The organism is Halioglobus maricola (assembly GCF_009388985.1).
GTDB lineage: Bacteria > Pseudomonadota > Gammaproteobacteria > Pseudomonadales > Halieaceae > Halioglobus > Halioglobus maricola.
In genome coordinates this window covers 2,100,679-2,126,931 of record NZ_CP036422.1, presented here as the reverse complement: position 1 = coordinate 2,126,931, position 26,253 = coordinate 2,100,679, and the positions used below count along the sequence as shown (strand labels likewise).

The following is a 26,253-nucleotide window of genomic DNA, read 5'->3' as shown; positions in this document are numbered from 1 at the left end:
AGTCCTCAGGACTCTGGTGCGGCAGGAAAGGCAGCATAGTAGAAGTTAAAGCGTTCTCTCAGCGCTGCGGGATCGACTCCGAAATCCTCGGCCAAATCGTAAACCACGCGGCCGTGTTTACCCCTTGGATGGTTTTCGATGAACGATTTCAGATCACGCTCGGCCTCTGCGGTCATTGGTAGCTTCGCGATCTCGTAGATCCTGCGCACCATGGCCAGGTCATCCGCCATGAATTCGTGGAACGGGACATCGATACTTTGCTCCGCTGGCAGCTCGGCGCGGTCTCTGGCACAAGCCGCCAGCAAGTGATGGATGCGATCGGACCAATAGTCGATGATTGCTGCGGGATCGATGTCATCACGTGACATCCGCTGGCCATAGGCAACCATCGTAGCGGCCGACTGGATCACAGACACCGGGTCTCTGTGCGTGATCGCGATGGTGGCGTCCGGAAACACCTTGTGTAATACCGGCAACTGTTCCAGATGCTGGGGGCACTTGAGCACCCATCGTGTATTGCCACCGTTGTCGCCGTCTTGCCAGGTAAGTATCTTGAGCACGGTCTTCATGTACTCATAATGCGGCGTCTGATCGCTGCTGTAGTAGTGATCCCGCCAGCGGGGGCACTGGCACAACCATTCGAAATTGTACGAGGCGTAATCCGGGCCCATCAGCTCCAATTCTTCGTGGATATGGTCCGGATCCATCGGATGCATCGCCGCGAGATAAGGCAAGGTTTGCGAGGTCATCGCCCAGGCGTCGGCACAGCGCTGGTACCGCGGGTCGGTACCGTCCGGCAGAATTTCTTCACCGGGAACAGGCACTGGCTCGTAGGACTCCCACAGAGGCAGAGCGCGCAGGCGCCTGTCTGCGGCCATCAGGTTCAGCAGATGCGTTGTGCCCGAGCGCGGCAGGCCCGCGACAATAATTGGCGCCTTGATTTCAACATCGTGTATCTCCGGATGTCGTTTCAGTAAGTCCTGGATCAGCAGGCGGTTGCGAGCATACAACAAAAGTTTGGCTCGCAAACTGGAACGGCCAAGCGCATTCAGGCCGCTGTCACTGCTCCACTCACTGCACAGCAGTTCGAGACGTTCCCGGAAGTCCTGAGCGCCCCAGTCCTCGAGCCCGAGCGCGTCCGACGCCTCGGCAAGAATCTCCTGAGCATCAAGGGTGACCGACAGGGTCTCTCCATAATCGCGAATGGACTGCTGCAACTCGGTATAACGCGGGGCAGCCAGATCAGATATGCGGATAGTCTCAGCCATACAATGCGACTCAGCCGTGGCTGTTCTCAAAAAGTTCCACTATCAGCGGGTCGCCTTCCTTCTCGAGGTAGGACGCCGCCAGGCCTTCGGCGAAGCGTTTGTACCAGATCTGCTGATAACCGAGGGCTTCAGCTTCCTTTACTTTGGCGTCGACATCATCGACCAGGAAACGGAGGTGCTGCATCCCCTCATGGCCCGCCTCAATAAATTCCTTGTGCGGACACTCGCCGGAAACCCACTCGATTAACTCGATCTCCACGTCGCCACTTTTGCCGAAAGCAATTTTCAGTTCAGCTGGCTCAGTCTTGCCCCGATACTCCCAATCCATCTCACCGGGCGACATTTCCACAAATTCGCCGAAGATGGGCTGGTATCGGGCGATCGACTGTTCAAGGTCGCGCACAACGAAGCCGATCTGAGATACTGGTGGCAGTGAAAGTGCAGCGGAATCGCTATCGTTCATATTGTTAGTCCGTCTCGTCATTTGGCAGGCCTAACAAGCTATTCAGTTAGGATTTTTAATACAAGTGTTTTATATATTGGGGCGGCTGAGTATTCAGACTTTGGCTGAAAAAGGGAGTCCAGGACGATGAAAACAGGCGTAACATTCAACTACAGCGGTGCCCATGTACTGGTAACAGGCGGCTCCAATGGTATTGGCCTCGCGACAGCCAAGGCTTTCCAGCAAGCTGGGGCGAAGGTGGTGATCACCGGCAGAAAAGCCAGTGCTACTGACTACGAGCACGACCTCTCCGGCCTCGACTATCGCGCCCTGGATGTCTCCTCGCACACTGCGTTGTCCGATCTCGCAGAAAGCCTGGATGCACTGGACATTCTTATTAACAATGCGGGTGGCGCACAGGCTGACGAATGGGGTAGTGAGGGATTTGACGCCTCTCTCAATATCAACCTGGCCAGCGCATTTCACCTCAGCTCAGCCTGTAAACCGCTACTCGAGAACAGCCAGATTGATGGCGGTGCCAGCGTAATTGGTATCGCTTCGATGACGACTTACTTCGGTTATGAATGGACCCCTGGCTACGGTGCGGCCAAGGCCGGCCTATCGCAGTTAATGAAAACACTGGGGATCAGCTGGGGCCCGGCAGGCATACGCGCCAATGCCGTGGCGGCTGGCTTTACACGGACCAACCTGACAGCCCCGGTGTTTGAGCATATGCCTGAGATGGTTGAGGCGATGTATCCTCGTCAGGGGCTTAAACGAGCGGGAACACCGGAAGACATAGCCGCTGCGGTACTCTTCCTGACCTCGCCCGCCGCGAGTTGGATTACCGGCCAGACCCTGGCTGTAGATGGTGGCTATTCCACCGCGATGGCTTGAGCCGACATACTTTAGAGATACTCACCTGATACGAGACCAAGCCCATGAGTGAACATCTGCAGAAAGCATTTTCCCCTGCCAAGCTCGGCAAGCTGCAACTGAAAAACCGCATTCTCAAAGCCGCCACATATGAGGGCAAGTCGCCTGACGGTGTGCCCGGCGAGTTGCTGCTCGATTTTCACAGGGAAATTGTCGCCGGCGGTACTGCGATGACCACAATCGGCTATTGCACGACGGAAGCTGACGGCCGAATCAACGACCAGATGCCCTGGATGGATGAGCAGTTTCGCCCGCAATACACGCACCTGATTACTGAGCTGAAGTCAGTTGCCCCGGACGTAAAGGTCTCTGGGCAGATGACGCACTGCGGTAACTTCACCAAGAACCGTAAGCTGCAGCGCCTGAAGAGACCGCTCGGTCCCTCGCGCCAGCTCAATATGCTCGGCATCTCAGCGGGCATGCCTTTTGCCGGCGCGATGAAGCTCGAAGACATCGACTACCTTGTTAAGACCTATCGGGACGCCGCCCTATTTATGAAGAGCGTTGGCTTCGACGCGATCGAAATCCACTTCAGCCATGGCTATGGTCTTTCCCAATTCATCAGCCCGCGAAGTAATCGCCGGACGGACGAGTATGGCGGCAGCCTGGAGAATCGAATGCGCCTGCCACTGCGGGCACTGGACGCAGTACGCGAGGCAGTCGGCGACGATTTCCCGATCCTGGGCAAGATGGGCATGACCGACGGCGTACGAGACGGTTTACAGTTCGATGAAGCGATTGAAGTAGCAGCCATGCTCGACAATGCAGGCATTGACGCCCTCATCTGTTCTGGGGGCACGAGCAGCTTTAACCCTATGGTCTACTTTCGCGGAGAGACACTGGACAAGGGTATGCTCGAGGTAGAAACCAATCCCATCGCGCGCCTGGGGCTCAAGTACTATGGCCCGCGCCTGTTTCGGCACTATCCTTACGAAGAGAATTTCTTTCTCAGCGACGCCAGCAAAATACGCGACCGGGTGAATTGTCAGATGGTCTATATCGGTGGCTGTACAGAACTGGAAAGTCTTGAGAAAGTCATGCGCGAGGGTTTTGATTTCGTCCAGATGGGTCGCCCATTGGTGAAAGATCCCCACTACGTTAACAACGCGATGAGCAACCCGAACTATCGCAACAATTGCAGCCACTGCAACAAGTGCGCATCGCTCATCGAGGCTCCAGGCGGTATTCGCTGTGTCGAAAATGCGCCTGCTTAGATCTCGATCACTGTGCGTATTCCGCGGCCTGCCTCCAGGTCTGCGAAACCTTCGTTGACCTCCGCGAGCGGCCGTCGGTGGGTTATCATCCCGGCCATATCGAGATCGCCCGCTCGCCACAGGCGCAAAAGGCGGGGAATTTCGAACAGTGAATTGGAAGAACCAAGCAGGCAGCCACAAAGCTTTTTCTCCAGCGCCTGAAACAGGACGACATTCGGAATCGTCAGATGTTCTTCAAATCCAGGCGACCCAACAGCCACGGTAGTGCCTCCGATGCGACTCAGCTGAACGCCCTGCTCTATCAGCGTTGCTTTGCCCGCCGTCTCGATAACGTAGTCAGCGCCGATCCCGGCAGTCAATTCCTGCACCAGCGCTGCCAGGTCATCCGATGTTGGATCTATGACATGCGTGGCGCCAAACTGCAGCGCCAGGTCGCGCCGCGCTGCAACCGGGTCCGACGCAATTATGAGCGAAGCCCCAGCAATTCTAGCTCCCTGTACGGCGGCCATACCCACGCCGCCAAGGCCGGTGATCACGCAGCTCGCTCCGGCTTCAACGTCGGCGGTATTGAGCACTGCGCCCACGCCGGTTTGCAGAGCACAGCCGATCACGCAGGCGAGATCCAGGGGAATATCCTTATCTATTTTGATCGCGCCAGTCGCCGGCAATGTCACGTACTCAGCTAGCGCTCCGACTCCTGCTCCGCGCAAAATCTGCTGGCCATTTAAACTCAGGCCACTCTGACCATCCGGCAACACGCCGGACAAGATGCTCATTGAGTTGACGCACAGGTTCTGCTGATCTCGCTGGCAGTAGTAACAGGCACCACAGGGCGCACAGGGTGTGAGTACCACATGGTCGCCGACGGCCAGATGGCTAACGCCCTCGCCCACCGCAGACACCTCTCCTGAAGCCTCATGCCCCAGCACCATCGGCCCCATCAGCGGGGACTTGCCCACGATAAATCCGAGATCTGAGCTGCAGAGGCCGCAGAAACGGATACTCACCTGCACCTCGCCGGCGCGGGGTTCAATGACCTCCACATCATCGAGGATTTCCAATGGCTTGTGTGCTTCACGTAGAACAGCTGCTCGCATGACCTATCTCCTGTGGCTAACCGCTGATGGGCCAGCGAGTATCTTTCGTATAAAAAGCAAACCGGTCAGCGATCATGGATTCACTGAGGCCGTAATCCTCTAGCCGGTACTCGTGCCTGCCGTGTTTACCTTTCGGGTTGTTGTCGACATGTGCCTGCATTGCCGCGCGACTTTCGCCTGGCAGTGGTATTTCAAAGCTGTCGTACACCTTTTGCACCAGCGCCATATTATCGTCGACGAATTCTTGCTGGGAGCAATCGATAAACATCTCTGGGGGCAGCGCGGCTCTGCTGGCGAGGCCGCGCTCCAATGACATCGCATACCATTCCATCACAGCCTGGCCCATTTCAGCCATATCGATGTGTGAGTATTCGCCCAGATACATATCCAGTACTACCTTGTTGAGGCTGTTGATAGACGGAATGACTTTCTGCGGGTCGCGATGGCACCAGACGAAACGCGCGTCGGGAAATACATCAATGATAGATTCTATCCCGAGCATATGAGCTGGTGCCTTCAACAGCCACTGTTGGCCAGGGTTGCGCCAGTTCAGCAATTGCATCACTTTCTTCTGAAACGCGTAGAGTGGCGTCAGGTCTTGTCCGAGCAGCCAACTGCGATAAGGTTCGAGCATTATCTCAAAACCCAGTTGGACGCCGTGGAACGCGTAGGCATGCAGCAATACACATTCTTCGGGGGTGTCTGCATCGACAAAGTGAATCTTGGCAAACTCAGAGTTGCGTGATTCCTCCAGCGCTTTGGCCAGGTAGTCGTAGCGAGGGTCCTTGTCGCCTGGAGCACTGCCAGGCCAGGGATCGGGAAATTGGACTTCCCACTGCAGTGGCGAGCGGTTTTCGGGAGCCACTTCAAGCAGGTTTAACAGGGCCGAGGTGCCTGACCGGGGCAGCCCGGTCACAAAGATCGGCGCAACGATTTCCTGCTCTTGCCAGCCGTCGATGGTAGCGAAAGCATTTTCCAGCTTCAGTCGCGTGGCAATCTGGTAGACAACTCGCTGATAACAGCGCTCTCGTCCGCCCTGGTCGCGAATGTGTGCATCGTAGGTTGCCAGCAGCATTGCCAACCCTTCGCGGGAAAACTCATCTCCAAGCGAGGTGAACCCAGTTTGCTCCTGCGCCGCAGCAATGGCTGCATCGGCATCGAATACCACGGCATCACTCATGCCAACTCATTCCGCTTTATCACTTTCACGTCCAGCAGCGGGTGTTTTTCAGCGCCGATCCAGCGCCAGCACATAGTGCCAATATTGTGACCGGCGGTCTCTATCCAGTTCGGGACACCCGGGTTGTCGTGGGAGATGACAACACGCACCGAGCCGTCGTCCTCGTAATGTGCCGTATGCTTATTGAAATGGATTCGATGATGGCGGTAGTCGAGTGACTCCATCCACCAGTTGTTCAATTGAAAATTCCAGGTCTGGCACTCTGGTATCTCTGGCGCTGTAATCACCATGACCTCATCGTCAGCCAGTTCCCAGGCGCTGTGGAAATAGAAAATATTGGGGTCGCCGCCAATAGACTGACAATAGTCCTGATCCGCTGCCGGTAGATCATTCATCGTCGGCAGGAAACTCTCCGCCCAGTTTTCAAACATGGTGGCGGCGCCCTGCACCCACATGCCTGCGCCCTGTAGGCCTCGCACCAACTTCTCGGGGGATAACGGACGTGGCCGATCATCTGCAGCGCCGATTCGCTCAATCTTCAGATCGGCCGCAACCTCATTGATCCGGTCCTGAAATGTCTGGCGCACGGTTATGGAGTTTGAGTGCTCTCCCATCGGCAGCCAGTTGCCCGGCTTTTCGGTCCGACTGATGATGATTTCAAAACTGCCATCATTGGCGATATCGAGTTCGCGATGGTCGATATGCCCTGTCACTTCCATGGTGCCGCCAGAGCCATACTTATTGACGATAGAGCTGATGCCCAAGTAGTCGACGGTATTGCGATTACCCGAGATACGGTAATCGAACTCGGGCCGGATGGACGCGCTCTCATAGCGATTGTCCGGATTGTCTGCCCCCAACTTGATTGTCTCGTGTGCACCGCAGCGCAACACAGGGAACATGGGGTCGGAAAATTCGAGATAGCTCTCCAGGCCTCCACGCAACAGGCGGGTCAGATAGCGGTACCCCTCGGCCTGGCTGAATGCGTCGCCGGGCGCTTTTTCGCTGCGAACAACCTTACCGGCTTCTTTCAGGGCATCACAGAATTCGTCCCAGGCGGAGCCGTCGAGCACTTTTTGTTCTGCGTCTGACATGGCGATTTCCTTGTGTTCGTTATTGTTTGGCCGCTTATGGTATCCAAGTCTGGATGGCTCCGCTCGCTCGAAGCCACGGTTACCGCGTTTGGTATAAGAATCTGATCGAGCAAAGGAGGCACTCGCTGCTATCCTTGATTGACTGATATCACTTACGAGAGCAGAAAATGGCGGATGAAAACCATCTGGCAGTAAAAGCCAACATGAACTCAATCAAGTACGCCTCGGCTGGCGACAAGGAAGCGTGGCTGGCGCTCTATGCTGACGATGCCATCGTGCAGGATCCTGTTGGAAAATCTCCCATGGACCCCTCCGGCAATGGCCATGTAGGCAGGGCCGCTATTGAGGCCTTCTGGGACACCGTGATCGGCCCGTCCTCAATCGAGATAACGGCGAACAAGCGCTGGACCAGTGGCGCATACTGTTGCTGTGTGGCCCAGGTGGCACGCAACGACCTGGGCGGAGGAAAATTCTCAGACTGCGATATGCTCGCAGTCTACGAGGTCAATGATGAGGGACTCATCACCCGAATGCAGGCGCACTGGGACTTCGATGCGCTAATGGCACAGCTGGGCTAGAGCAAAGATGGCCTAGGGCGCTGTTGATAGTACACCTACTGTGCCTTCACGCCGGGGGTCGGCGGCACCCTTGAGTTCACCGTCCTCCACTAGAATCAGATGCAGGCCTGAGTTTTCACCCTCCCGCTCTTCCACATTATATCCTCTTGCTTTCAGCGCGTTGGCGAGGGCTTTGCCCTCTTCCATCGCGATTTCCACCCGCACCTTGTCGCCTCTGGCGATGATGTTGGGGTAAGCCACAGCGGTTTCCGGCGTCATGCCCCAGTCGAGCACGGCCACCATCGATTTGAACACATAAGCTGGAATGGAGTTGCCACCAGGCGAGCCCGTGACCATTTTAAGCCTGCCGGCTTCATCGAAGATGACTATCGGCGACATAGAGGACCGCGGGCGCTTGCCTGGTGCAATCGCATTTGCCTGGGGTGGTGTATCTGGCTGATAGGCGCGAGCAAAGTCCGTCATCTGATTATTCAGGAGAAAGCCCCCCACCCAGCGCGAGGAGCCAAAGGGTGCTTCGACGGTTGCCGTCATGGACACGGCGTTGCCATCGCCATCAACAATAGACAGATGAGAGGTGCCGGCTATTTCATCGGTACTGTCGTTGCCAAAGACACTCGCCGACCCACTGCCGATATAAGAACTCGGATCGCCTTGAACGGCCGGTTCATCCGGCGCAAAACGCTGCCCTGCGCGCTCAGTGAGATAAGCGGCATTTAACAATCCGTCCAGCGGAACGGATACGAAGTCAGGGTCCGCTATATAGTGATCGCGATCGGCATAGGCCAGCCGCTGGGCGTCGACGAAGGCGGCCACCTTGTCCTCATGAGACGCACTGGGGCCCACCAGTTGGTCGTATATCGCCATCATCATGATCGGCGCTGCCGCTGAGGATGGTGGCGAGGCGCCACAGATCGTGAAGGTGCGAAATGGCGCACAGGCCACGTCACGTTCTACAGTGGTGTAAGCCTCAATGTCTGCGGTGCTAAGCGTTCCGGGAGCAGGTTCCATTTGCGCCGCCGCCGCCATGGCCTCGGCGAGCTGGCCAGTGTAGAAAGCACGGCTCCCTTGCTCGGCTACCGCCTTGAGCGTGGCGCCATACTCAGGATTTTTCAGCAGCGTACCCGCCAGCAGAGGTTTGCCTCCGGGGTAAAAATACTCTTTCGCACCCGGGTTCTCATCCAACCGCGAAACTGCCGCGATGCGCGGGAGGAAAGCGGCCATACGTGGTGAAACTTCGAAGCCCTCATTGGCGAGATCGATCGCGGGCTGGAAAAGTTCAGCCCAGGGTAGCTTGCCATACTTGCGATGTGTGTCTTCGTAGAGTTTTATCGCACCGGGTACACCGACAGCGGTGCCGCTCTGCCAAGCGGACAGAAAACCCATGGTCTCACCATCGCGCATGAACATATCCACCGTTGCGCCAGCCGGTGCGGTCTCGCGGCCATCGTGGAAAAGCAGGCTGCCACTTTCGTGTTCATGCACCACCATGAATGCGCCGCCACCAATACCGGAACTCTGGGGTTCAACTAGGCCGAGCACGGCGTGTGCTGCTATGGCAGCGTCGACCGCGTGGCCACCTTGCTCCAACATGGCCATCGCCGCGGCAGTTGCGTGTGGGTTGGCCACGGAGGCCATCGCACCGTAGGCCCAGGGGGCTGGCTCGGGCGCCTTTTGCACCGGGTTCGAGCAAGCCGCTGTTGTTAACATCATCAGGGCGCAGGCGAAAGCGTTCAGGTATTTCATGCTGTTCCTTTTGCGGTGGGCAATCCGGGAGTATTTATACACGCCCGCAAACCCAATGGGTATATCATTTATCGCTACTTACAAGACCGTTGGCAATTTGGACTCCAGGACTTGCTGCCGCTCACACGGTGTTATACTCAATCTTCATTGTGAACGCGCAGAAATACGAGAGCAAAAATGGGCAACATTGTGTGGATGGCCTCCTACCCCAAGTCGGGGAACACCTGGGTGCGCGCTTTTTTGCACAACTATATAGCCGACAGTGAAACGCCCTCCGACATCAACAATCTCGGTGATTTTTTCGCCAACGAGTCCAACGCGAGCTGGTACAAGCCTCTTGTAGATAACGACCTGCAACAGCTTGACCGAAAGACGATCTGCCAGCTTCGCGCAAAGGTGCAGCAAAATATAGCCGCAAGCCGGCGCGGCACTATCATGGTCAAGACCCACAACTTCCTTGGCGCCTACGAGGATGTCCCGCTACACGACATGAGCATTACCAGTGGAGCGATCAGTGTGGTGCGCAACCCACTGGATGTCGTCCTTTCGCTAGCCGATCACTTTGGTCTGGACACCGACCAGGCGATCGAGTTTATGGGGTCGGATAACACGGGGACGCCTACCGACGACAACAATGTCGCCAGCGTACTTGCGTCCTGGTCAACGCATGTTGAGAGCTGGACCCGTGACCAGAGTGGCGCCACCTGTGTTCTACGCTACGAAGACCTGCTCGATGAGCCCCACACGCACTTTGCAAAGTTGACCCAATTCCTGGGCCTCCCTGACGATCCAAAGCGTCTGGATCGAGCCATCGAGCACAGCAGCTTCAGTAAACTGAAAAACTTCGAAGAGCAATCTGGCTTCGTGGAGCGCAGCCCGAATTCAAGTCGTTTCTTTCGCGCTGGGCGCAAGAATCAATGGTCTGAGACCCTCGAGCCCACGCAAGTTCAGCGTCTCGTCGATGATCACCGCGAGATTATGTCCAGGTTCGACTACATCCCTCCCGCCAATCGTTGAGGTAATGCCAATGTCTATAGAAACCACGATCAGCTCGCGCTTCAATGGCCCTCCAACGTCAGGCAATGGCGGATACAGCTGTGGCGTGATTGCCGCGCATATCTCCGGCCCTGCGCGGGTGCGACTGATGCAGCCGCCGCCGCTGGACAAGCCTTTGCACATAGGTGTGGAGGAAGCAGGCAAGGTTGTCCTCCTCGACGGCGAAACTCCCATAGGCAGCGGCACGCCCTGCGCGATTGACCGCGATTTCCCGCCCGCGCCGACGCTCGAGCAGGCGACATCCGCGAGCGAGGGTTTCCCCTGTTATCACGAACATGTGTTCGGCACCTGCTTTGTTTGTGGCCCGCATCGCCCGGCACATGATGGGCTGGACCTGTTTCCTGGGCCAGTCGATGACTGGCATCTTATAGCCTGCCCCTGGCGGCTGCGCAGCGATCTTCTGGATAGCGACGGCAATGTTCGCGAGGAAATACTCTGGAGCGCTCTGGATTGCCCGGGCTACTTTGCCGCTATGGGCGGCGAGTTGCGCCATGCAGTTCTCGGGCAGCTCGATGGTGAGATTATCGAGCCAGTCTCCGGAAGCGAGGAACTTGTGGTCTACGCCTGGCCTCTGGGGCAGGAAGGCAGAAAATATTTTGCCGGCACCGCGGTAGCTCGCGGAGACGGCACTGTGGTTGCCCACTCGCGCTCGGTGTGGATTGAACTCAGGCAGTAGCTCATAACAACCGCATTATCCGGGGAGTGCCGATTACGGCGTCGATACATCTCGCGCCAATTTAGCCGCTGTTGTCGCGTTATTCCTCCTGTGAATGAAACGGACAGACCGGCACTGTCCCATGCCAAACCGGTAGATCGAGATCCTCTGGCTCTTCATTGGGACCACCAGAACGGGACTTCCCTGCCCCTTCGACGATCGTTAGTTTCATCAGTGCGGTGGCTTTGCGCTCCTGCGCATTCGGCGGCCGCACCTGCTGCCAGCGGCCAGCCTCCAACTGCTCGATACAGACCTCAAAGGCCCGGTCAAATTCATCCGGCTCAGTCACTCGCTCGCCGGTACAGTAGACGACCGCTGAGCGGTAGTTAGCGCTGTGGTGGTAGGCCGACTTGGCCAACACCCATTCAGTGCACTCTGCGAACGAAATACAGACCTCTGCACCAGCTTCCAGCAGCTTCTGCATACGGCTCTTGTTCATCGTGTGGAAGTAGAGATGATCGTCGACGCGCCACACTGTCATGGGAATGACGTGTAACTGCCCCTTCCAGCTAAAGCCGATATGCCCCAATTTGAGGTCATCAACCAGCCTGTAGACAGCTTCGCGATGGTACGTTGCGCGCTCCCTGGAGCGCTTTACCTGCGCCCTGTCGTGATGTGCGAGTTCTGACTGCACTAACCTGCCCCCATAGTTTTTTTGGAATACATGGCTATGCTATAGAATATTGGACCTACGATAAGCGCCAATTATTATATTTTTATGGAGCCAATATGCAGATAGCGGAACTCAAGGGTATCGCACTCAACAGCGAAGAAGCCCTGCAGAGGCAGTTGTATCGCTATATCAGCGGTCGCGTCAGCGAGGGAATCTGGCGCGAAGGCCTGCGCCTGCCGGCATCACGTAAGATCGCCAGCGAGTTGGGTATCAGCCGCAACACCGTTACCGCCGCCCTGGGCCAATTGTGCGCCGAGGGCTACTTGAGCAGCAGGCCTGGCAGTGGAATTTACGTGGGTGCAGGTTTCGATCGCGCACATCCCGACGCTGTGCACTGGGACAAATCCTGTGAACTGCCCGAGCTGTCTGCTTATGGCTTGAGCCTCGCCAGAGAGGCACAGGCCGGAGGCGATAAGCAGCTACCTTTCACTCTCGGTGTTCCAGACCTGAAGGCATTTCCGCTGCGGGCGTGGAACCGTCTTCAACGGCAGCAACAAAACCGGCGACGACTACTCGGCTATGACGGCTACCAGGGGTTTGAGCCGCTGCGGGAAGCACTGGCGGGGTATTTGCGTGTATCCCGGCAGGTACGTTGCAGCGCGAGCCAGATCATCATTACCCAGGGAGCCCAGCAGGCGATCTCTCTCTGCGCCCAGGTTCTGCTGGATCGGGGCGAAGAAGTGCTGGTAGAAAACCCGGGCTACAGCGGTGCGCGGCGCGCCCTGCAGGCACTGGATGCAAAACTGACTGCGGTAAACGTGGACGCCGGGGGGCTGACCTCCAGTGCGCTTCCAGCACAGACCAACGCGAAGCTGATGTACGTCACGCCCAGTCACCACTATCCTCTGGGAGGCATAATGAGTGCGCCTGAACGGCTGCGCTTACTGGACTGGGCCGCACGCACCGGCACCTGGCTGATCGAGGATGACTACGATTCCGAGTTCCATTTTCACGGCCATCCGATCGCGGCCCTTCAGGGTATGTCGAGCCAATCGCCGGTACTCTATATGGGCAGTTTCAGTAAAACGCTGTTTCCTGCGCTGCGCATAGGCTATCTCGTATTGCCTACGCCACTGGTCGCACCCTTCCTGAACGCCAAACAGCATATGGATGGAGAATCGCCGCTTCTGCAGCAGGCCACCGTCGCTCAATTCATCGAAGAGGGGCATTTCCAGCGCCATTTACGCCAGATGCGGGTGCTCTACCGGGAAAAATGGTTACATTTATCGGCCCTGATCGAGTCGCGACTCGCAGGCCTTGCACAGCCGGTGGCCGAGAGTGCCGGAATGCACCTTGTACTTCGCATCCCCGGGGTCGACGATGTGGAACTGACCCGCGAGTTCGTCGCGGCAGGCTTCGGGGGTACGCCCCTCAGTTCGTACTATATCGGGGGCGAAAAGCCCCGCGGCATTGCCCTCGGTTTCGCCAACTCAGACGCGGCCCAGCGTGCAGCGGGGATTGAATGCCTAAGAAGCCTGATAAAAGACCAGCAAAGGCGCTGAACTTTTCCACCCCGGGTCTATCATAGTTAATGCTTTTGTCGAGGTAGGCACCCGCCCGTAGTGCGGGTACACTTGGCCTCAATAACTCTAGTCAGTACACAAGTTGGTACCTACATTTTGAGCACTATGCGCACAATCGCGGCCCTGAGTCGCAAATCCCTTTTTGCCCTGGCATTCGGAACCCTGGCATTACCCTCACATGCCCTGATCGAATACAGCGACGCCCAACGTGAAACCATCGTCGAGCTGGTAGAACAGTTAGAGGATCGCCACTACGCCAAGTTGGTGTACAACGATGAACTCTCGTCTCAGCACCTCGACGCTTACGTCAACAGCCTCGACGGCAGCAAGATGTTCTTCACTGCTGCTGACATTGCTGAATTCGAGCAGTACCGCGATGTCATGGACGACCAACTACCCGAGGGCAACCTCAGTGCCGGCTACGCGATTTTCAACCGCTTCCACGAGCGCCTTGAGACACGCCTGGAAAGTGTGCTCGAGACGCTGCCTGCGACGACAGAGGCCATGGACTTCACCGTCGATGAAACCTACCTGCTGAACACCGACGATCGCCCCTGGGCCGACACCCAGGAAGAACTGGATGATCGCTGGCGCAAACACCTGAAGAATCAGGTGCTGGGTCTCAAGCTGGCAGATAAGCCTGCAGAAGAAATTCCCGAGACCCTGTCTCGTCGCTACCGCAACCAGCTCAAACGCGTGCAACAGTACAACAGCCAGGACGTGTTCCAGATCTACGCTAACGCGCTTACCGAGCTGTACGATCCTCACACAAACTATTTCTCGCCGCGCCGCTCCGAGAACTTCAATATCAATATGAGCCTCTCGCTTGAAGGTATTGGCGCGGTTCTGCAACTGGAAGACGAGTACACCAAAGTCTCTCGCCTGGTGCCCAAAGGCCCCGCCGACAAGCAGGGCGACTTGCAGGCCTCCGATCGCATTGTAGGGGTTGGCCAGGGCGAAGAAGGTGAGGTTGAAGATGTTATCGGCTGGCGCCTGGACGAAGTCGTCGAGCTGATCCGTGGCCCGAAAGACAGCACCGTGCGCCTTGAAGTCATACCCGCCAAGTCCAAATCCACTGACGAGCGCAAACTGATCACTATCGTGCGCAACAAGGTGAAGCTGGAGGAGCAGTCCGCGCAAAAGGAAATACTGGAAATCCCCAATGGTGAGCAGACGCTTAGAGTTGGTGTCATCGACATTCCGGCCTTCTATATAGATTTTGAAGCGATGCGCCGCGGCGACAAGGACTACAAGAGCACCACTCGTGACGTTAAGAAATTGCTTGAGGAACTCCAGGAAGAAGGTATCGATGGCCTGGTGGTAGACCTGCGCAACAATGGCGGGGGTTCACTTCAGGAAGCCAATGAACTCACCGGACTGTTCATCGAGTATGGCCCTACCGTACAAATTCGTCACTCCTCACGCAGGGTGTGGCGCGATGGCAAACGTTTACGCAGTGACTTTTACGAGGGCCCTCTCGTGGTCCTCATCAACCGCTTGAGTGCGTCGGCATCGGAGATTTTTGCCGGTGCGATCCAGGATTATGAGCGAGGCATCATTGTCGGCGATCGCTCCTTTGGTAAGGGTACCGTGCAGACCCTCACGCCACTCACCGAAGGGCAGCTGAAGATCACAGAGAGCAAGTTCTACCGTATCTCGGGCGATTCTACCCAACACCGCGGCGTAGTACCTGATGTCACTTTCCCCTCGGTATACGATCCAGAGCAGATCGGCGAGAGCTCGCTGGACCACGCCCTCAACTGGGACCAGATCAATGGCGTGCGCCATCGCCGCTACGATGATCTCAATTCTGTACTGCCACGCATTACTGAACTGTTCGAGGAGCGCTCTGTCACTAATCCGGATTTCGTTTACCTCGAAGACCAGATCGCCCTCGCCGCCGGCACCCGCGACTTGAAGGAGATTCCTCTCAACGAGGAAGCTCGCATCGCCCTGCGTGAATCACAGGAAAAGAAGGCTCTGGCAATTGAGAACAGGCGCCGAGTGGCCCTGGGTGAAGAGCCTTTGACCTCTCTGGATGACGAGGAAACTGACGAGGAAGCCTCAGACGGAGAAGAAGCTTCGACTGACGAAGTCGCCGATGCTGATAGTGAGGCGGCTACTGAGGAAGAAGACGAAGATGACAGCGACGTTCTGCTCACCGAGGCCGGCAATGTCCTCGTTGACGCGCTTGTCTTGAAACAACAGCGCTACGCCGCGCACTCGCCCGCGCCGGAGGAATAAACCTACCGGTTAACCTTAGACAAGGCTGAAGTGGTACTCATCGGTGTGTATCACTCCATCCTCGTCAGCGAGCTCCACGAGCCGATACCACGCATTTCGAGAAAACAGTGCTGACAGGCCGTGCCACAACTCAACCGCTGCGACATTGTCTTTGCGGGCCTCCAGAAACAGTGGATGCGCCTTCCCGGCGCTAAGCTCCCGCCCCGTATTCAGGGTCAAACTCAATTCCCCACCTCGCAGCGCCACGTCAGTAACGATCAAGGGGTGTAGCTCAACACGCAAGCGCCATTTCTCGACGGGTGTCACCAGGTAGTAATCACCGTCGTCCTCCCGCCGCAGAATACTGGCGAACATACGCACAAGGGAGTCACGGGTTATCGGGTCTCCTTCATGAATCCAGCTGCCGTCGGCGCGAATGTAGATATCTATGTCTCCGGAAAGCGGAGGATGCCACCGCTCAAGCGGTGGTGAAGTGAAATCTCTCTTGGAACCGAGCTGCTGTTCCAGATGGTCCAGGGGCTTGGACACGGCAGCAGCCCGGCGCAGGCCTAGTCGCAGTCGCCGATCAGGCGAACGTTGATCACGCCTTCGAGCTCGCGCATCTTATCGAGTACTTCGTCGGATGCATGACACGCGATATCAATCAAATTGTAGGCGATATCGTCTCGGCTCTTGTTGAGCATATCTATTACGTTGATATTTTCGTCAGCCAGGATGGAAAGTACACTGCCAAGAATCTTGGGAACGTTCTCATTGGTGACAGACAAGCGACATCCAGACACCCGTTCCAGGGTCAGGTTGGGGAAATTCACAGAGTTGCGAATATTGCCATTCTCGAGGAAGTCCCGTAGCTGATCGGCAGCCATAATCGCGCAATTGTCCTCTGCCTCTTCAGTGCTCGCACCGATGTGCGGCATAAGGATAACGTCGTCTCGCCCGATAAAACCCGGGGATGGAAAATCTGCGATGTACTTGCGCAATTTGCCGTTTTCCAGCGCGTCGAGCAGAGCTTCTTCGTCGACAATTTCCTGGCGAGCGAAATTCAACAGGCAGGCACCATCACGCACCGCGGCGAGCAACTCGGCATTGACCAGGCCGCGTGTCGAATCGAACACGGGGAGATGCAGGGTGATGTAGTCACTCTTGGCGAACAGTGCAGACAGCGTGTCAGCACGCTGGACCTGGCTGGACAGGCGCCAGGCGGCTTCCACTGACAGCGCAGGGTCATAACCCACCACATCCATACCGAGCGTGAGCGCCATCTCTGCGACCATCGAGCCGATGGCTCCCAGCCCCACAACGCCCAGGGTCTTACCCACCAGCTCGCTGCCCTTGAACTGCTTCTTCTGGGCTTCCAGAACCTTGTTCATTTCAGCCTTGTCGGACATCTCCGCGAGCGTGGCTACATAGTCGATGCCCTCGACGATGCCCCTGGACCCCAGCAGCAGGCCAACAGCTACAAGTTCTTTCACTGCATTGGCATTCGCACCTGGCGCATTGAACACGGGAATGCCGCGCTTACTGCAATCGGCTACTGGCACATTATTGGTACCAGCCCCAGCGCGGCCTATAGCCAGGACAGAATCGGGAATATCATCGGATTTCAGCTTGTGTGAGCGCAACAGAATGGCATCGGGATGAGCGAACTCACTAGCGACTTCGTAATCCTCCCGCGAGAGACGCTCTAGGCCTTTCACGGAAATCTGGTTGAGTGTGAGAATTTGCTTGGCCATGGTATCCCTTAGATGACACTGATTTCAGCGCTGTCACGCTGGCGTTGTTGGATCTCTGAATCGAGCAATTGACCGGCCTCACCAGACATTTGCTGGCGCAGTGCGGCCTGTTCACCCTCGGCCATCGCCTGCAGGTCGCCAGACGTCACCCGGTCGAGTTCAAATACCAGCGCATCACCTGTCGCACTGATAACGTAGTCGACGCTGCTCTCGCCTTCTGCCGGTGCGGCCAGCGCAAATGCGCTCTGTAATACTTCGCCAGGGACGACCAGGTTGCGGCGATCAGCGCCCAGCTCAACCTGCCATTCATACCCCTGTTCGTTCGCCAGCGCTTCAACGCTCGCCCCTGCGCGCAGACTGGCGACAACGCCTTGTGCTGCTTCCCCTACGGCTTCACGCGAACGTTGATCAGTTAAGGAGGCTACAATACTGTCCCTGACCGCTTCCAGGGGCAATACAGCCGCTTCGTTGTAAGTATTGACGCGCAGTACAACCCAGAGATCCGGGCTCAGCTCGATCACTTCGCTGTTGTATCCGGCGCTCAGAACGTCGTCAGAAAACGCCGCGGAAATCAGCATGGCATTGCTGAACAGTCCCTCTTGCTGAGAGCGCGAGACACCCTTCTCCTGGCTTAACTCCAGCGACATCTCGCTCGCCGGCCCAGAGAGATCTTCGGCGTTGAATGCCAGGTCCTTGAGGGCCTCTACGGTGCTCATCAGTTCAACGCGCGCCTGCGCCATGCCTTCGCGTTCTTCCAGGTCAGCTCGCAACTCCTCGAAAGTCGGTGGCGTGCCCTCGCGACGATCAGTCACCTTAATCAGGTGAATCCCGGCCTCGGTCTGTACAGGTTGGGAAACCTGCCCTACTTCCAGGGCGGCGATTGCCTGTTCCATCTCGGCGGGAAATACTTCGCCCGCGGTATAACCAAGTTCGCCGCCAAAGCCTTTCGAACCGATATCGTCAGAAGCCGTTGATGCGAGTTCTGCGAAATCTGCACCCGCATCCAGTTTTGCCTGAGCTTCCGCCACGCGAGCCGCCCACTCGTCAGCGCTCTCCTCATCGCGGAGTTCGAACAAAATATGGGATACCGCGCTCTCGGTCTGGTATTGGCTGGCTTGCAGCTCTTCCTGGTAGGCGTTCTGTAACATGCTTTCGTCAACCGGCTCGCGGAAGTCTTCAGCACGCAACGCTATATAATCGATATCCACAGTCTCTTCGGATAGGAAAGAGCTCGCGTTGGCCTCGTAGTAGGCCGCAATGTCCTCCTCGCTGACCTCGGTCTGCGCTGCGAAGCCCTCGATCGGTATGGTCAGGAAGCGAATATCGCGCTGCTCGCCTACCAGTCGTGCGCTGAGAGACAGCTCGGCAGGAGTGGAAAACTCACTACCCGCCAGACCCGAGCGAGCCTGACCGACGATCAGATCGTCGCCCAGCGTTGCCTTGAATGACGCCGGCGTGTAACCAGCGTCAGACAGCGTGCCGCGATAGAGCTCCGGCGAGAACTGACCTCCCACCTGGAACTGCTCCATTTCGCCGATAATGGCGCCAAGCTGGCGATCGGAGATAGTAAGTCCCATACCCTTCGCGCCCTGTACCATCAGCTTGCGTTGGACAAGCCCTTCCATTACCTGCCCCTGGATCAATTGGTCATCCAGTAAGCTAGGATCCAGGTTATCGCCCATCATGGCAATCAGGCGGCGTTTCTGGTTGGTCATCGCCTGTTGCAATTCCTGGGGGCTGATCTCTTCACCGTTGACTTCGGCTACACCGCCGCTGCCGCCGCTCAATAGGATCGACTCTACGCCAAACAGCGCAAAAGCGGCCACGATAACGCCGACAATGATTTTGGAGACTGTGCCCTGGGCATTGGCTCGGATGTCTTGAAGCATGATTTCTCTCTCGCGGAACTAAAAAAAAAGCGCACCGTTGAGTGCGCCTTTTTGTCTCGTCAGTAACCCGTTGTTTAACAGTAAACTCGGGGTTGCCTAACAGGACTTACTGGTTAACGGCATCCTTGAGCGCCTTGCCAGCTTTGAAGCTGGGGACGTTGGAAGCTTTGATCTCGATAGTAGCGCCAGTCTGCGGGTTACGACCGGTGCGTGCTGCGCGGTGCTTGACTGCGAAAGTGCCGAAACCAACCAGGGAAACCTGGTCACCTTTGGCCAGCGCTTCAGTAATGCTGTCAACAACAGCGTCCAGCGCACGGCCGGCAGAAGCTTTAGGAAGGTCCGCAGCAGCGGCAATTGCATCAATTAGTTCAGTCTTGTTCACACTTATCCCCTTGGATTTTTAGTCAGGTGAAATTTTAGTCTTGTTGCCCGGGGGTGGGCATTCGAATTAGTTTCGCTGTCATGGCCCGAAACCCTTGCTGTGCTTAGGTTTCGGGGTCACTGATCAGACGCACGACTTTATACCAGAGCGGGAATCGCGGTCAACGAAAAAGCCCCCTCCTAGTGCGTATTTATGCGATTTTTTTCCTCGTCGGACACTTCTTTGGCCACAGCGGCCGTACTGGCGAGATAGTCTTCGTCACTCAGCGGCTCTGGCATGGTCTCCAGCGCCATCGAAAGCACCTCGTCGATCCATTTCACAGCCTTGATATTGAGGTGCTCCTTGATGTTATCGGGCACTTCTTTGAGGTCGCGCTCGTTCTCTTTCGGAATGATCACGGTTTTGATGCCACCGCGACGCGCTGCAAGGAGTTTCTCCTTCAGTCCGCCGATAGGTAGCACTTCTCCACGCAGCGTAATTTCACCGGTCATCGCAACGTCGGCGCGCACCGGAATATCGGTCAGCACCGATACCAGTGCTGTACACATAGCTATGCCTGCACTGGGGCCGTCCTTGGGAGTCGCGCCCTCGGGGACGTGAATGTGTACGTCGTGTTTTTCGTGGTAATCCGCTGGAATACCCAGCAACTGAGACCTGCTCCGGACCACGGTATTGGCAGCCTGAATGGATTCCTGCATGACATCACCCAGCGAGCCAGTTTTTACATGACGTCCTTTGCCGGTCACAGCAACCGCTTCGATCGTGAGCAGTTCGCCTCCGACAGAGGTCCAGGCGAGACCAGTAACCTGCCCTATCTTGTTCTGCTCCTCGGCGATACCGTAGTTATACTTACGCACACCCAGCAGGTCAGCGAGCATGTCGCTATTGACCGTACTGCCGCCTTCGATTTCCTCGAGAGTAATGGCCTTGACCATCTTGCGGCACACCTTGGCAATTTCGCGTTCCAGTGAACGCACACCCGCTTCCCGCGTGTAGTAGCGAATCACATCGGTAACAGCGGCGGCTTCAATACTGATCTCGTCAACCTTGAGACCGTTAAGCTTGAGTTGCTTGGGTATGAGATAGCGCTCCGCAATACTCAGCTTCTCATCTTCGGTATAACCGGGGATGCGAATTACTTCCATCCGGTCCAGCAGCGGGCCCGGGATGTTCATGGTATTGGAGGTGCAAACGAACATCACATCCGACAGATCGTAGTCGACTTCCAGATAATGGTCGTTAAAGGCATGATTTTGCTCAGGGTCCAGTACTTCGAGCATGGCGGAAGCCGGGTCACCGCGATGGTCCATGCCCATTTTGTCGATCTCATCGAGCAGGAACAGGGGGTTTTTCACCCCGGACTTTGCCATTTTCTGCAGTAATTTACCGGGCATGGAGCCAATATAGGTCCGGCGGTGGCCGCGAATCTCAGCCTCATCGCGCACGCCGCCGAGCGCCATGCGGACAAACTTGCGATTGGTAGCGCGGGCAATAGACTCACCCAGCGACGTCTTACCCACACCGGGAGGGCCGACCAGACACAGTACAGGGCCTTTTACCTTGCGTACGCGCTTTTGCACGGCCAGGTATTCAACAATGCGGTCCTTGACCTCATCCAGGCCAAAGTGGTCTTCGTCCAGAATCTTGGTGGCGCGCTTAAGATCGTGCTTAACCTTACTGCGCTTCGTCCAGGGTACGCTGACCATCCAGTCGATATAGCTGCGAACCACTGACGCCTCCGCCGACATGGGCGACATCATTTTAAGCTTGCCCAGCTCAGCTTCGGCTTTTTCCTTGGCTTCAGCAGGCATCTTGGCTTCTTCAATGCGGGCCTGCAGTTCGTCCAACTCATTGGGCGCCTCATCCATTTCACCCAGTTCTTTCTGGATGGCCTTCATCTGCTCGTTGAGGTAGTACTCGCGCTGGCTCTTCTCCATCTGCTTTTTGACCCGGCCGCGGATGCGCTTCTCAACCTGGAACAGGTCGATCTCGGCTTCCATAAGGCCCATCAGGTGCTCGAGGCGAGACTTGATGTCGGCAATTTCGAGGATGCGCTGCTTTTCTTCCAGGTCGACACTCATATGGGCGGCAATGGTATCGGCCAGTCGCCCTGGTTCATCGATCCCGGTCAGCGAGGTGAGGACCTCTGCGGGAACCTTTTTACTCAGGTTCACATATTTTTCAAACTGGGTATTGGTCGAGCGCAGCAAGCCCTCGACTTCTGCGTCGGGAATGTCGTCGCTGATAACCTCGCGCACAGCTGCAACGGCAAAGTTTTCACCATCATCAACACTGTCCACTGAGGCGCGGAAACCGCCTTCCACCAGTACCTTGATCGTGCCATCAGGCAATTTGAGCAGCTGCAGAATGTTGGAAACCGTGCCCACCTGGTAGATGTCGTCGGCACCGGGGTTGTCGTCTGCGGCATTGCGCTGGGCCACGAGAAGCACTTGCTTGTCGTTGGCCATGGCGTCTTCAAGCGCCTCGATAGACTTTTCCCTGCCCACAAACAGTGGCAATACCATGTGTGGATACACAACGACATCACGCAGTGGCAACAGGGGCAGTTCAATTGCTGAGGGTAAACCCATAACTATCTCCGGGTTGGGCGGGGTTCAAGGCATTGTTTACCGGATATTGGGGCAGGCTCCGGAAATACAAGCACCCGCTTGCAAGTGCAGCCCGGCAGCGCCGGGCTACCCGCTTGCTTAATCTTCTGTAGATGCAGCGCGAGCTGCAGGTTCGCTGTTCTGGTAGACCAGCAGAGGTTCGGAATCACCGCGAATCACTGATTCGTCAATCACCACTTTGCTGACATCATCCCGAGAAGGGATGTTGTACATAGAGTCCAGCAAAATGCCTTCGAGTATCGAGCGCAGACCACGAGCACCGGTTTTGCGTTCCATGGCTCTCTCGGCCACAGCCCGCAGGCCGTCTTCACGGAAATCTACTTCAACACCTTCCATTTCAAACAGCTTGCTGTACTGCTTGGTGAGCGAGTTCTTTGGCTCGGTCAGGATTTGGACCAGCGCATCGGAATCGAGTTCCTCGAGCGTTGCAATGACCGGCAAACGGCCAACAAACTCAGGAATAAGCCCGTACTGCACCAGATCCTCTGGCTCCAGTTCGAACAACAACTCACCGACGTTACTGGATTCGTCCTTGCTCTTGACCTCGGCGTTAAAGCCGATGCCGCCCTTCTCGGACCGATTGCGAATCACCTTATCGAGGCCAGCAAACGCACCGCCACAGATAAACAGGATATTCGAGGTGTCGACCTGCAGGAATTCCTGCTGCGGATGCTTGCGGCCGCCCTGAGGCGGGACAGATGCAACCGTGCCCTCGATCAGCTTGAGTAGCGCCTGCTGTACACCTTCACCGGAGACATCCCTGGTGATGGAAGGATTGTCAGACTTGCGTGAAATCTTGTCGATTTCATCGATGTAGACGATACCCACCTGGGCCTTCTCCACATCGTAATCGCACTTCTGCAGCAGCTTCTGGATAATGTTCTCGACATCTTCACCCACGTAACCCGCCTCAGTAAGGGTGGTTGCGTCGGCAATGGTGAAGGGAACATCAAGCAAGCGTGCGAGTGTTTCTGCCAGAAGCGTCTTTCCTGAGCCGGTAGGTCCTACCAGCAGGATATTGCTCTTGCCGAGTTCGACGTCTTCGTTGCGGCTCTGACCGTGGCGCAGACGCTTGTAGTGGTTGTACACCGCAACCGACAGCACCTTCTTGGCGCGCTGCTGGCCGATGACGTATTCGTCCAGGATCCCTTTGATTTCCTGGGGGACGGGAAGATGGTCCTGCTGGCCATCACTGCTGCTCTCTTGCACTTCCTCACGAATGATATCGTTGCAGAGATCGACGCACTCGTCGCAGATAAAGACCGAGGGTCCAGCGATCAGCTTGCGCACTTCATGCTGGCTTTTGCCGCAGAAGGAGCAGTACAACAGCTTTCCGCCGTCGTCGCTAGAACTGGTGGTTTCGTCGCTCATTAAGACGCCCTATACACAATATATGGAAAATCTCCGTTTCCGGAGACTCTAAGATGATGTTTTTTCGAGTTTATTGCAAGCCCCGATAGGCTGAATAGGCAGGTTCTGTGAGCCTATTCCGAAGCCCCGCTACGGCTGTTCACAACCTCGTCAATCAGACCGTATTCCCTGCTCTCCTCGGCGTTCATGAAGCGATCCCGCTCGGTATCGCGCTCAATCACCTCAAGTGACTGACCGGTGTGACCAGCCATCAGCTCGTTGAGCTTCTTGCGGATAATGAGGATTTCCTTGGCCTGGATTTCTATGTCTGTAGCCTGACCCTGCGCGCCACCTGATGGCTGATGGATCATTGTGCGTGCGTTGGGCAGACAGTAGCGCTTGCCCTTGGCGCCACCGCAGAGCAGAAACGCGCCCATTGAGGCTGCCTGGCCAATACACATGGTGGACACATCCGGCTTGATGAACTGCATGGTGTCATAGATCGACAGGCCAGCGGTTACGCTGCCACCGGGGGAATTGATGTAGAGATGGATGTCTTTGTCGGGATTTTCAGACTCCAGAAACAGGAGCTGGGCAACGATCAGGTTGGCCATCTGGTCCTCGACGGGGCCGACAGCGAAGATAACGCGCTCTTTGAGCAGGCGGGAGTAAATATCGAAAGAGCGTTCCCCGCGGGAGGTTTGCTCCACCACCATAGGCACCAGGCCCAGGTTATTGATGTCTTGAGAATTGCGCCCGTCTGGCTGAAATGGCATATCGTATCGTCCCTAGTATTTCTTCTGTGATATATACGGGCGGCAGCGTCAGATGGACTGCCGCCCGGGAGGGAGATACGGTATCAGGCTTCCTCTTCGTCCTGCTTTGCAGGTGCGATAGCGTCCTGATAACTGCACTCCTTATCCACTATCTTGGCACTCTCGAGGAGTTTTTCAACCACCTGGTCTTCAAGAACTTTGGATTCTACGGTCGCAAGCTGCTCCTGGTTGGAGTAATACCAGTTGATTACCTCTTCCGGCTCCTGGTACGTAGAGGCCATTTCCTCAATGGTGGAGCGGACTTTGTCGCCGTCAGCCTTCAGCTCGAACTTGTTGATCAGCTCTGACAGCAGCAGGCCCAGCTTCACGCGTTTTTCTGCATTTTCGGTGAACATGTCGTCTGGCAACAGTGACTTGAGGTCCAAATCCTGGCCGCCAGCGCCGCCGAACTGCTGGAGCATTTGATTGCGCAGGACGTCGACTTCCTGAGCGATCAGCGACTGGGGAATTTCCAGAGCATCGTGGGCGTCAATCACAGCGTCCATAACCTGCTGCTTGACCTTGGATTCGACAGCGTTCTTCAATTCGCGGGCCATGTTCTCGCCGACTTCCTTGCGGAACTGCTCTTCACCGCCCTCTTCCACGCCGTACTTGGCGAAGAGCTCTTCGTCCAGTGCTGCGGGGGTCATTTCTTGTACGCTTTTTACGGTGACCTTGAATTCGACCGCGGCGCCTTTCAGCTCTTCGCTGTGGTAGTCCTCAGGGAACGTCAACTCCAGTGTCTTCTCGTCTCCGGCAGACATGCCGACGACGCCGTCTTCGAAACCGGGGATCATGCGACCGGAACCGAGCTCAAGCTCAGACCCTTCCGCGCTACCACCTTCAAATTCTTCGCCGTCCTTGGTGCCGACAAAATCAATCACGACCTTGTCTTCCAGCGCTGCGGCGCGCTCCACATCTTCCCAACTGCCCTGTTGCTTACGGAAAACTTCGATGATGTTCTCTACGTCTTCATCTTTGACTTCAGCAACGGGACGCTCGACGTCAAATCCGTCGAATTCAACAACTTCTACATCGGGGAACACTTCGAAGGTGGCGATGTATTCGAGATCCTTGCCGGCGTCGAGTGACTTGGCCTCGATGCTGGGCTGGCCTGCAGGGCGCAGTTTCTCTTGCACCACGGCTTCCTGGAAAGACTGACTCATCACTTCGCCCAGCACTTCCTGGCGCACGCCTTCACCGAAGCGCTGCTGCATCACTTTCATGGGCACCTTGCCAGGACGGAAGCCGGGCAAACGTACGTTTTTAGCTGCCTTCTTAAGGCGAGTAACCACTTCCGCGTCAACGCGGTCGGCGGGTACGCCCACGGTCAGGCGACGCTCCAGGCCAGAAGTCGTCTCAATAGAAACCTGCATGGTATTTCCTCATAAATCGATAAGTCTGTAGTGCTCGCTCCACAACTCAAGGCGGCGCGACACCTGTCAAAAATTGGTGCGGAAGGGGGGACTTGAACCCCCACACATTGCTGCACTAGAACCTAAATCTAGCGTGTCTACCAATTCCACCACTTCCGCATATGCGCCTCCGGGCCGCAATTAAGAGAAGATACTGGCAGGCAGTACCTAGAATCCGCTGCAACTTTCTGCGCCTAACTATTTGATTATTAGGAAAGAAAAATGCCACGCGGGCGGCGATTGGAGGTGTCGCAAGGGCGCAGATTCTGCCACAAA

The 26,253-nt window shown here is 56.4% G+C and carries 22 protein-coding genes and 1 tRNA gene; 7 read left to right on the top strand and 16 right to left on the bottom strand.

Features of this window, described 5'->3' with window-relative positions:
• Positions 1-5: 5 nt before the first annotated feature.
• Both EY643_RS09640 and EY643_RS09635 read right to left on the bottom strand, forming a co-directional pair.
• Positions 6-1,268, bottom strand: a complete 1,263-nt coding sequence (locus tag EY643_RS09640; RefSeq protein ID WP_152662009.1) for a sulfotransferase family protein — start codon at positions 1,266-1,268, stop codon at positions 6-8.
• Between the two features lie 10 nt (positions 1,269-1,278).
• Positions 1,279-1,731, bottom strand: a complete 453-nt coding sequence (locus EY643_RS09635; protein WP_170287347.1) for a VOC family protein — start codon at positions 1,729-1,731, stop codon at positions 1,279-1,281.
• Positions 1,732-1,857: 126 nt separating this feature from the next.
• Between EY643_RS09635 and EY643_RS09630 the strand changes: the two genes are divergently transcribed.
• Both EY643_RS09630 and EY643_RS09625 read left to right on the top strand, forming a co-directional pair.
• Entirely contained in the window at positions 1,858-2,607 is a 750-nt protein-coding gene (locus EY643_RS09630) for an SDR family NAD(P)-dependent oxidoreductase (RefSeq protein WP_152662007.1), read from the top strand.
• Between the two features lie 44 nt (positions 2,608-2,651).
• Complete coding sequence (locus EY643_RS09625) at positions 2,652-3,860, top strand: NADH:flavin oxidoreductase (RefSeq protein ID WP_152662006.1); 1,209 nt, start codon at positions 2,652-2,654, stop codon at positions 3,858-3,860.
• Here the strand turns inward: EY643_RS09625 and EY643_RS09620 are convergent.
• From EY643_RS09620 to EY643_RS09610, 3 genes are read right to left on the bottom strand one after another with little or no spacing between them, the layout of a single operon-like run.
• Complete coding sequence (locus EY643_RS09620; protein ID WP_152662005.1) at positions 3,857-4,957, bottom strand: Zn-dependent alcohol dehydrogenase; 1,101 nt, start codon at positions 4,955-4,957, stop codon at positions 3,857-3,859. The two genes, EY643_RS09625 and EY643_RS09620, sit on opposite strands and share 4 nt — an antisense overlap.
• Before the next feature lie 16 nt (positions 4,958-4,973).
• On the bottom strand, positions 4,974-6,137 hold the full coding sequence (locus tag EY643_RS09615) for a sulfotransferase family protein (protein WP_152662004.1): 1,164 nt from the start codon (positions 6,135-6,137) through the stop codon (positions 4,974-4,976).
• On the bottom strand, positions 6,134-7,231 hold the full coding sequence (locus tag EY643_RS09610; protein WP_152662003.1) for a DUF1214 domain-containing protein: 1,098 nt from the start codon (positions 7,229-7,231) through the stop codon (positions 6,134-6,136). The genes EY643_RS09615 and EY643_RS09610 overlap by 4 nt, the downstream gene beginning before the upstream one ends.
• Before the next feature lie 167 nt (positions 7,232-7,398).
• Between EY643_RS09610 and EY643_RS09605 the strand changes: the two genes are divergently transcribed.
• Complete coding sequence (locus EY643_RS09605; RefSeq protein WP_152662002.1) at positions 7,399-7,809, top strand: nuclear transport factor 2 family protein; 411 nt, start codon at positions 7,399-7,401, stop codon at positions 7,807-7,809.
• 12 nt (positions 7,810-7,821) lie between these two features.
• On the opposite strand, the gene EY643_RS09600 is transcribed toward EY643_RS09605, so the two are convergent.
• Positions 7,822-9,552, bottom strand: coding sequence for a gamma-glutamyltransferase family protein (locus tag EY643_RS09600; protein WP_152662001.1), 1,731 nt, complete (start codon positions 9,550-9,552; stop codon positions 7,822-7,824).
• A 177-nt stretch (positions 9,553-9,729) separates the two neighbouring features.
• Here EY643_RS09600 and EY643_RS09595 point away from each other — a divergent pair, with 177 nt between their 5' ends.
• Both EY643_RS09595 and EY643_RS09590 read left to right on the top strand, forming a co-directional pair.
• On the top strand, positions 9,730-10,569 hold the full coding sequence (locus EY643_RS09595) for a sulfotransferase domain-containing protein (RefSeq protein WP_152662000.1): 840 nt from the start codon (positions 9,730-9,732) through the stop codon (positions 10,567-10,569).
• Positions 10,570-10,579: 10 nt separating this feature from the next.
• The gene (locus EY643_RS09590; RefSeq protein ID WP_152661999.1) at positions 10,580-11,284 is read left to right on the top strand and encodes a hypothetical protein; all 705 of its coding nucleotides are present in this window, start codon (positions 10,580-10,582) and stop codon (positions 11,282-11,284) included.
• A gap of 79 nt (positions 11,285-11,363) precedes the next feature.
• Here EY643_RS09590 and EY643_RS09585 read toward each other — a convergent pair whose 3' ends face one another.
• Positions 11,364-11,957 carry a pyridoxamine 5'-phosphate oxidase family protein gene (locus EY643_RS09585; RefSeq protein WP_152661998.1) on the bottom strand — a complete coding sequence of 198 codons (594 nt, stop codon included), beginning with the start codon at positions 11,955-11,957 and terminating at the stop codon, positions 11,364-11,366.
• A gap of 95 nt (positions 11,958-12,052) precedes the next feature.
• Here EY643_RS09585 and pdxR point away from each other — a divergent pair, with 95 nt between their 5' ends.
• Together pdxR and EY643_RS09575 are read left to right on the top strand one after the other, a co-directional pair.
• Entirely contained in the window at positions 12,053-13,498 is a 1,446-nt protein-coding gene (gene pdxR / locus EY643_RS09580) for a MocR-like pyridoxine biosynthesis transcription factor PdxR (RefSeq protein ID WP_152661997.1), read from the top strand.
• A gap of 126 nt (positions 13,499-13,624) precedes the next feature.
• A complete protein-coding gene (locus EY643_RS09575; protein ID WP_152661996.1) occupies positions 13,625-15,763 on the top strand; it encodes a carboxy terminal-processing peptidase in 2,139 nt (712 codons plus the stop codon).
• A 15-nt stretch (positions 15,764-15,778) separates the two neighbouring features.
• On the opposite strand, the gene EY643_RS09570 is transcribed toward EY643_RS09575, so the two are convergent.
• From EY643_RS09570 to EY643_RS09530, 9 genes are all read right to left on the bottom strand, one after another.
• Positions 15,779-16,291 carry a DUF1285 domain-containing protein gene (locus EY643_RS09570; RefSeq protein WP_152661995.1) on the bottom strand — a complete coding sequence of 171 codons (513 nt, stop codon included), beginning with the start codon at positions 16,289-16,291 and terminating at the stop codon, positions 15,779-15,781.
• Between the two features lie 20 nt (positions 16,292-16,311).
• On the bottom strand, positions 16,312-17,496 hold the full coding sequence (locus tag EY643_RS09565) for a phosphoglycerate dehydrogenase (RefSeq protein ID WP_152661994.1): 1,185 nt from the start codon (positions 17,494-17,496) through the stop codon (positions 16,312-16,314).
• Positions 17,497-17,504: 8 nt separating this feature from the next.
• Entirely contained in the window at positions 17,505-19,385 is a 1,881-nt protein-coding gene (locus EY643_RS09560) for a SurA N-terminal domain-containing protein (RefSeq protein WP_152661993.1), read from the bottom strand.
• 106 nt (positions 19,386-19,491) lie between these two features.
• Positions 19,492-19,767 (bottom strand): HU family DNA-binding protein, encoded by a 276-nt coding sequence (locus EY643_RS09555; protein ID WP_152661992.1) that lies wholly within the window; start codon positions 19,765-19,767, stop codon positions 19,492-19,494.
• 179 nt (positions 19,768-19,946) lie between these two features.
• Positions 19,947-22,358 (bottom strand): endopeptidase La, encoded by a 2,412-nt coding sequence (gene lon, locus EY643_RS09550; protein ID WP_152661991.1) that lies wholly within the window; start codon positions 22,356-22,358, stop codon positions 19,947-19,949.
• 117 nt (positions 22,359-22,475) lie between these two features.
• The gene (gene clpX / locus EY643_RS09545) at positions 22,476-23,768 is read right to left on the bottom strand and encodes an ATP-dependent Clp protease ATP-binding subunit ClpX (RefSeq protein ID WP_152661990.1); all 1,293 of its coding nucleotides are present in this window, start codon (positions 23,766-23,768) and stop codon (positions 22,476-22,478) included.
• A gap of 113 nt (positions 23,769-23,881) precedes the next feature.
• Positions 23,882-24,523, bottom strand: a complete 642-nt coding sequence (gene clpP, locus EY643_RS09540) for an ATP-dependent Clp endopeptidase proteolytic subunit ClpP (RefSeq protein ID WP_152661989.1) — start codon at positions 24,521-24,523, stop codon at positions 23,882-23,884.
• 83 nt (positions 24,524-24,606) lie between these two features.
• Positions 24,607-25,938, bottom strand: coding sequence for a trigger factor (gene tig, locus EY643_RS09535; RefSeq protein WP_152661988.1), 1,332 nt, complete (start codon positions 25,936-25,938; stop codon positions 24,607-24,609).
• A gap of 74 nt (positions 25,939-26,012) precedes the next feature.
• Positions 26,013-26,097, bottom strand: a tRNA-Leu gene (locus EY643_RS09530).
• Between the last annotated feature and the right edge of the window lie 156 nt (positions 26,098-26,253).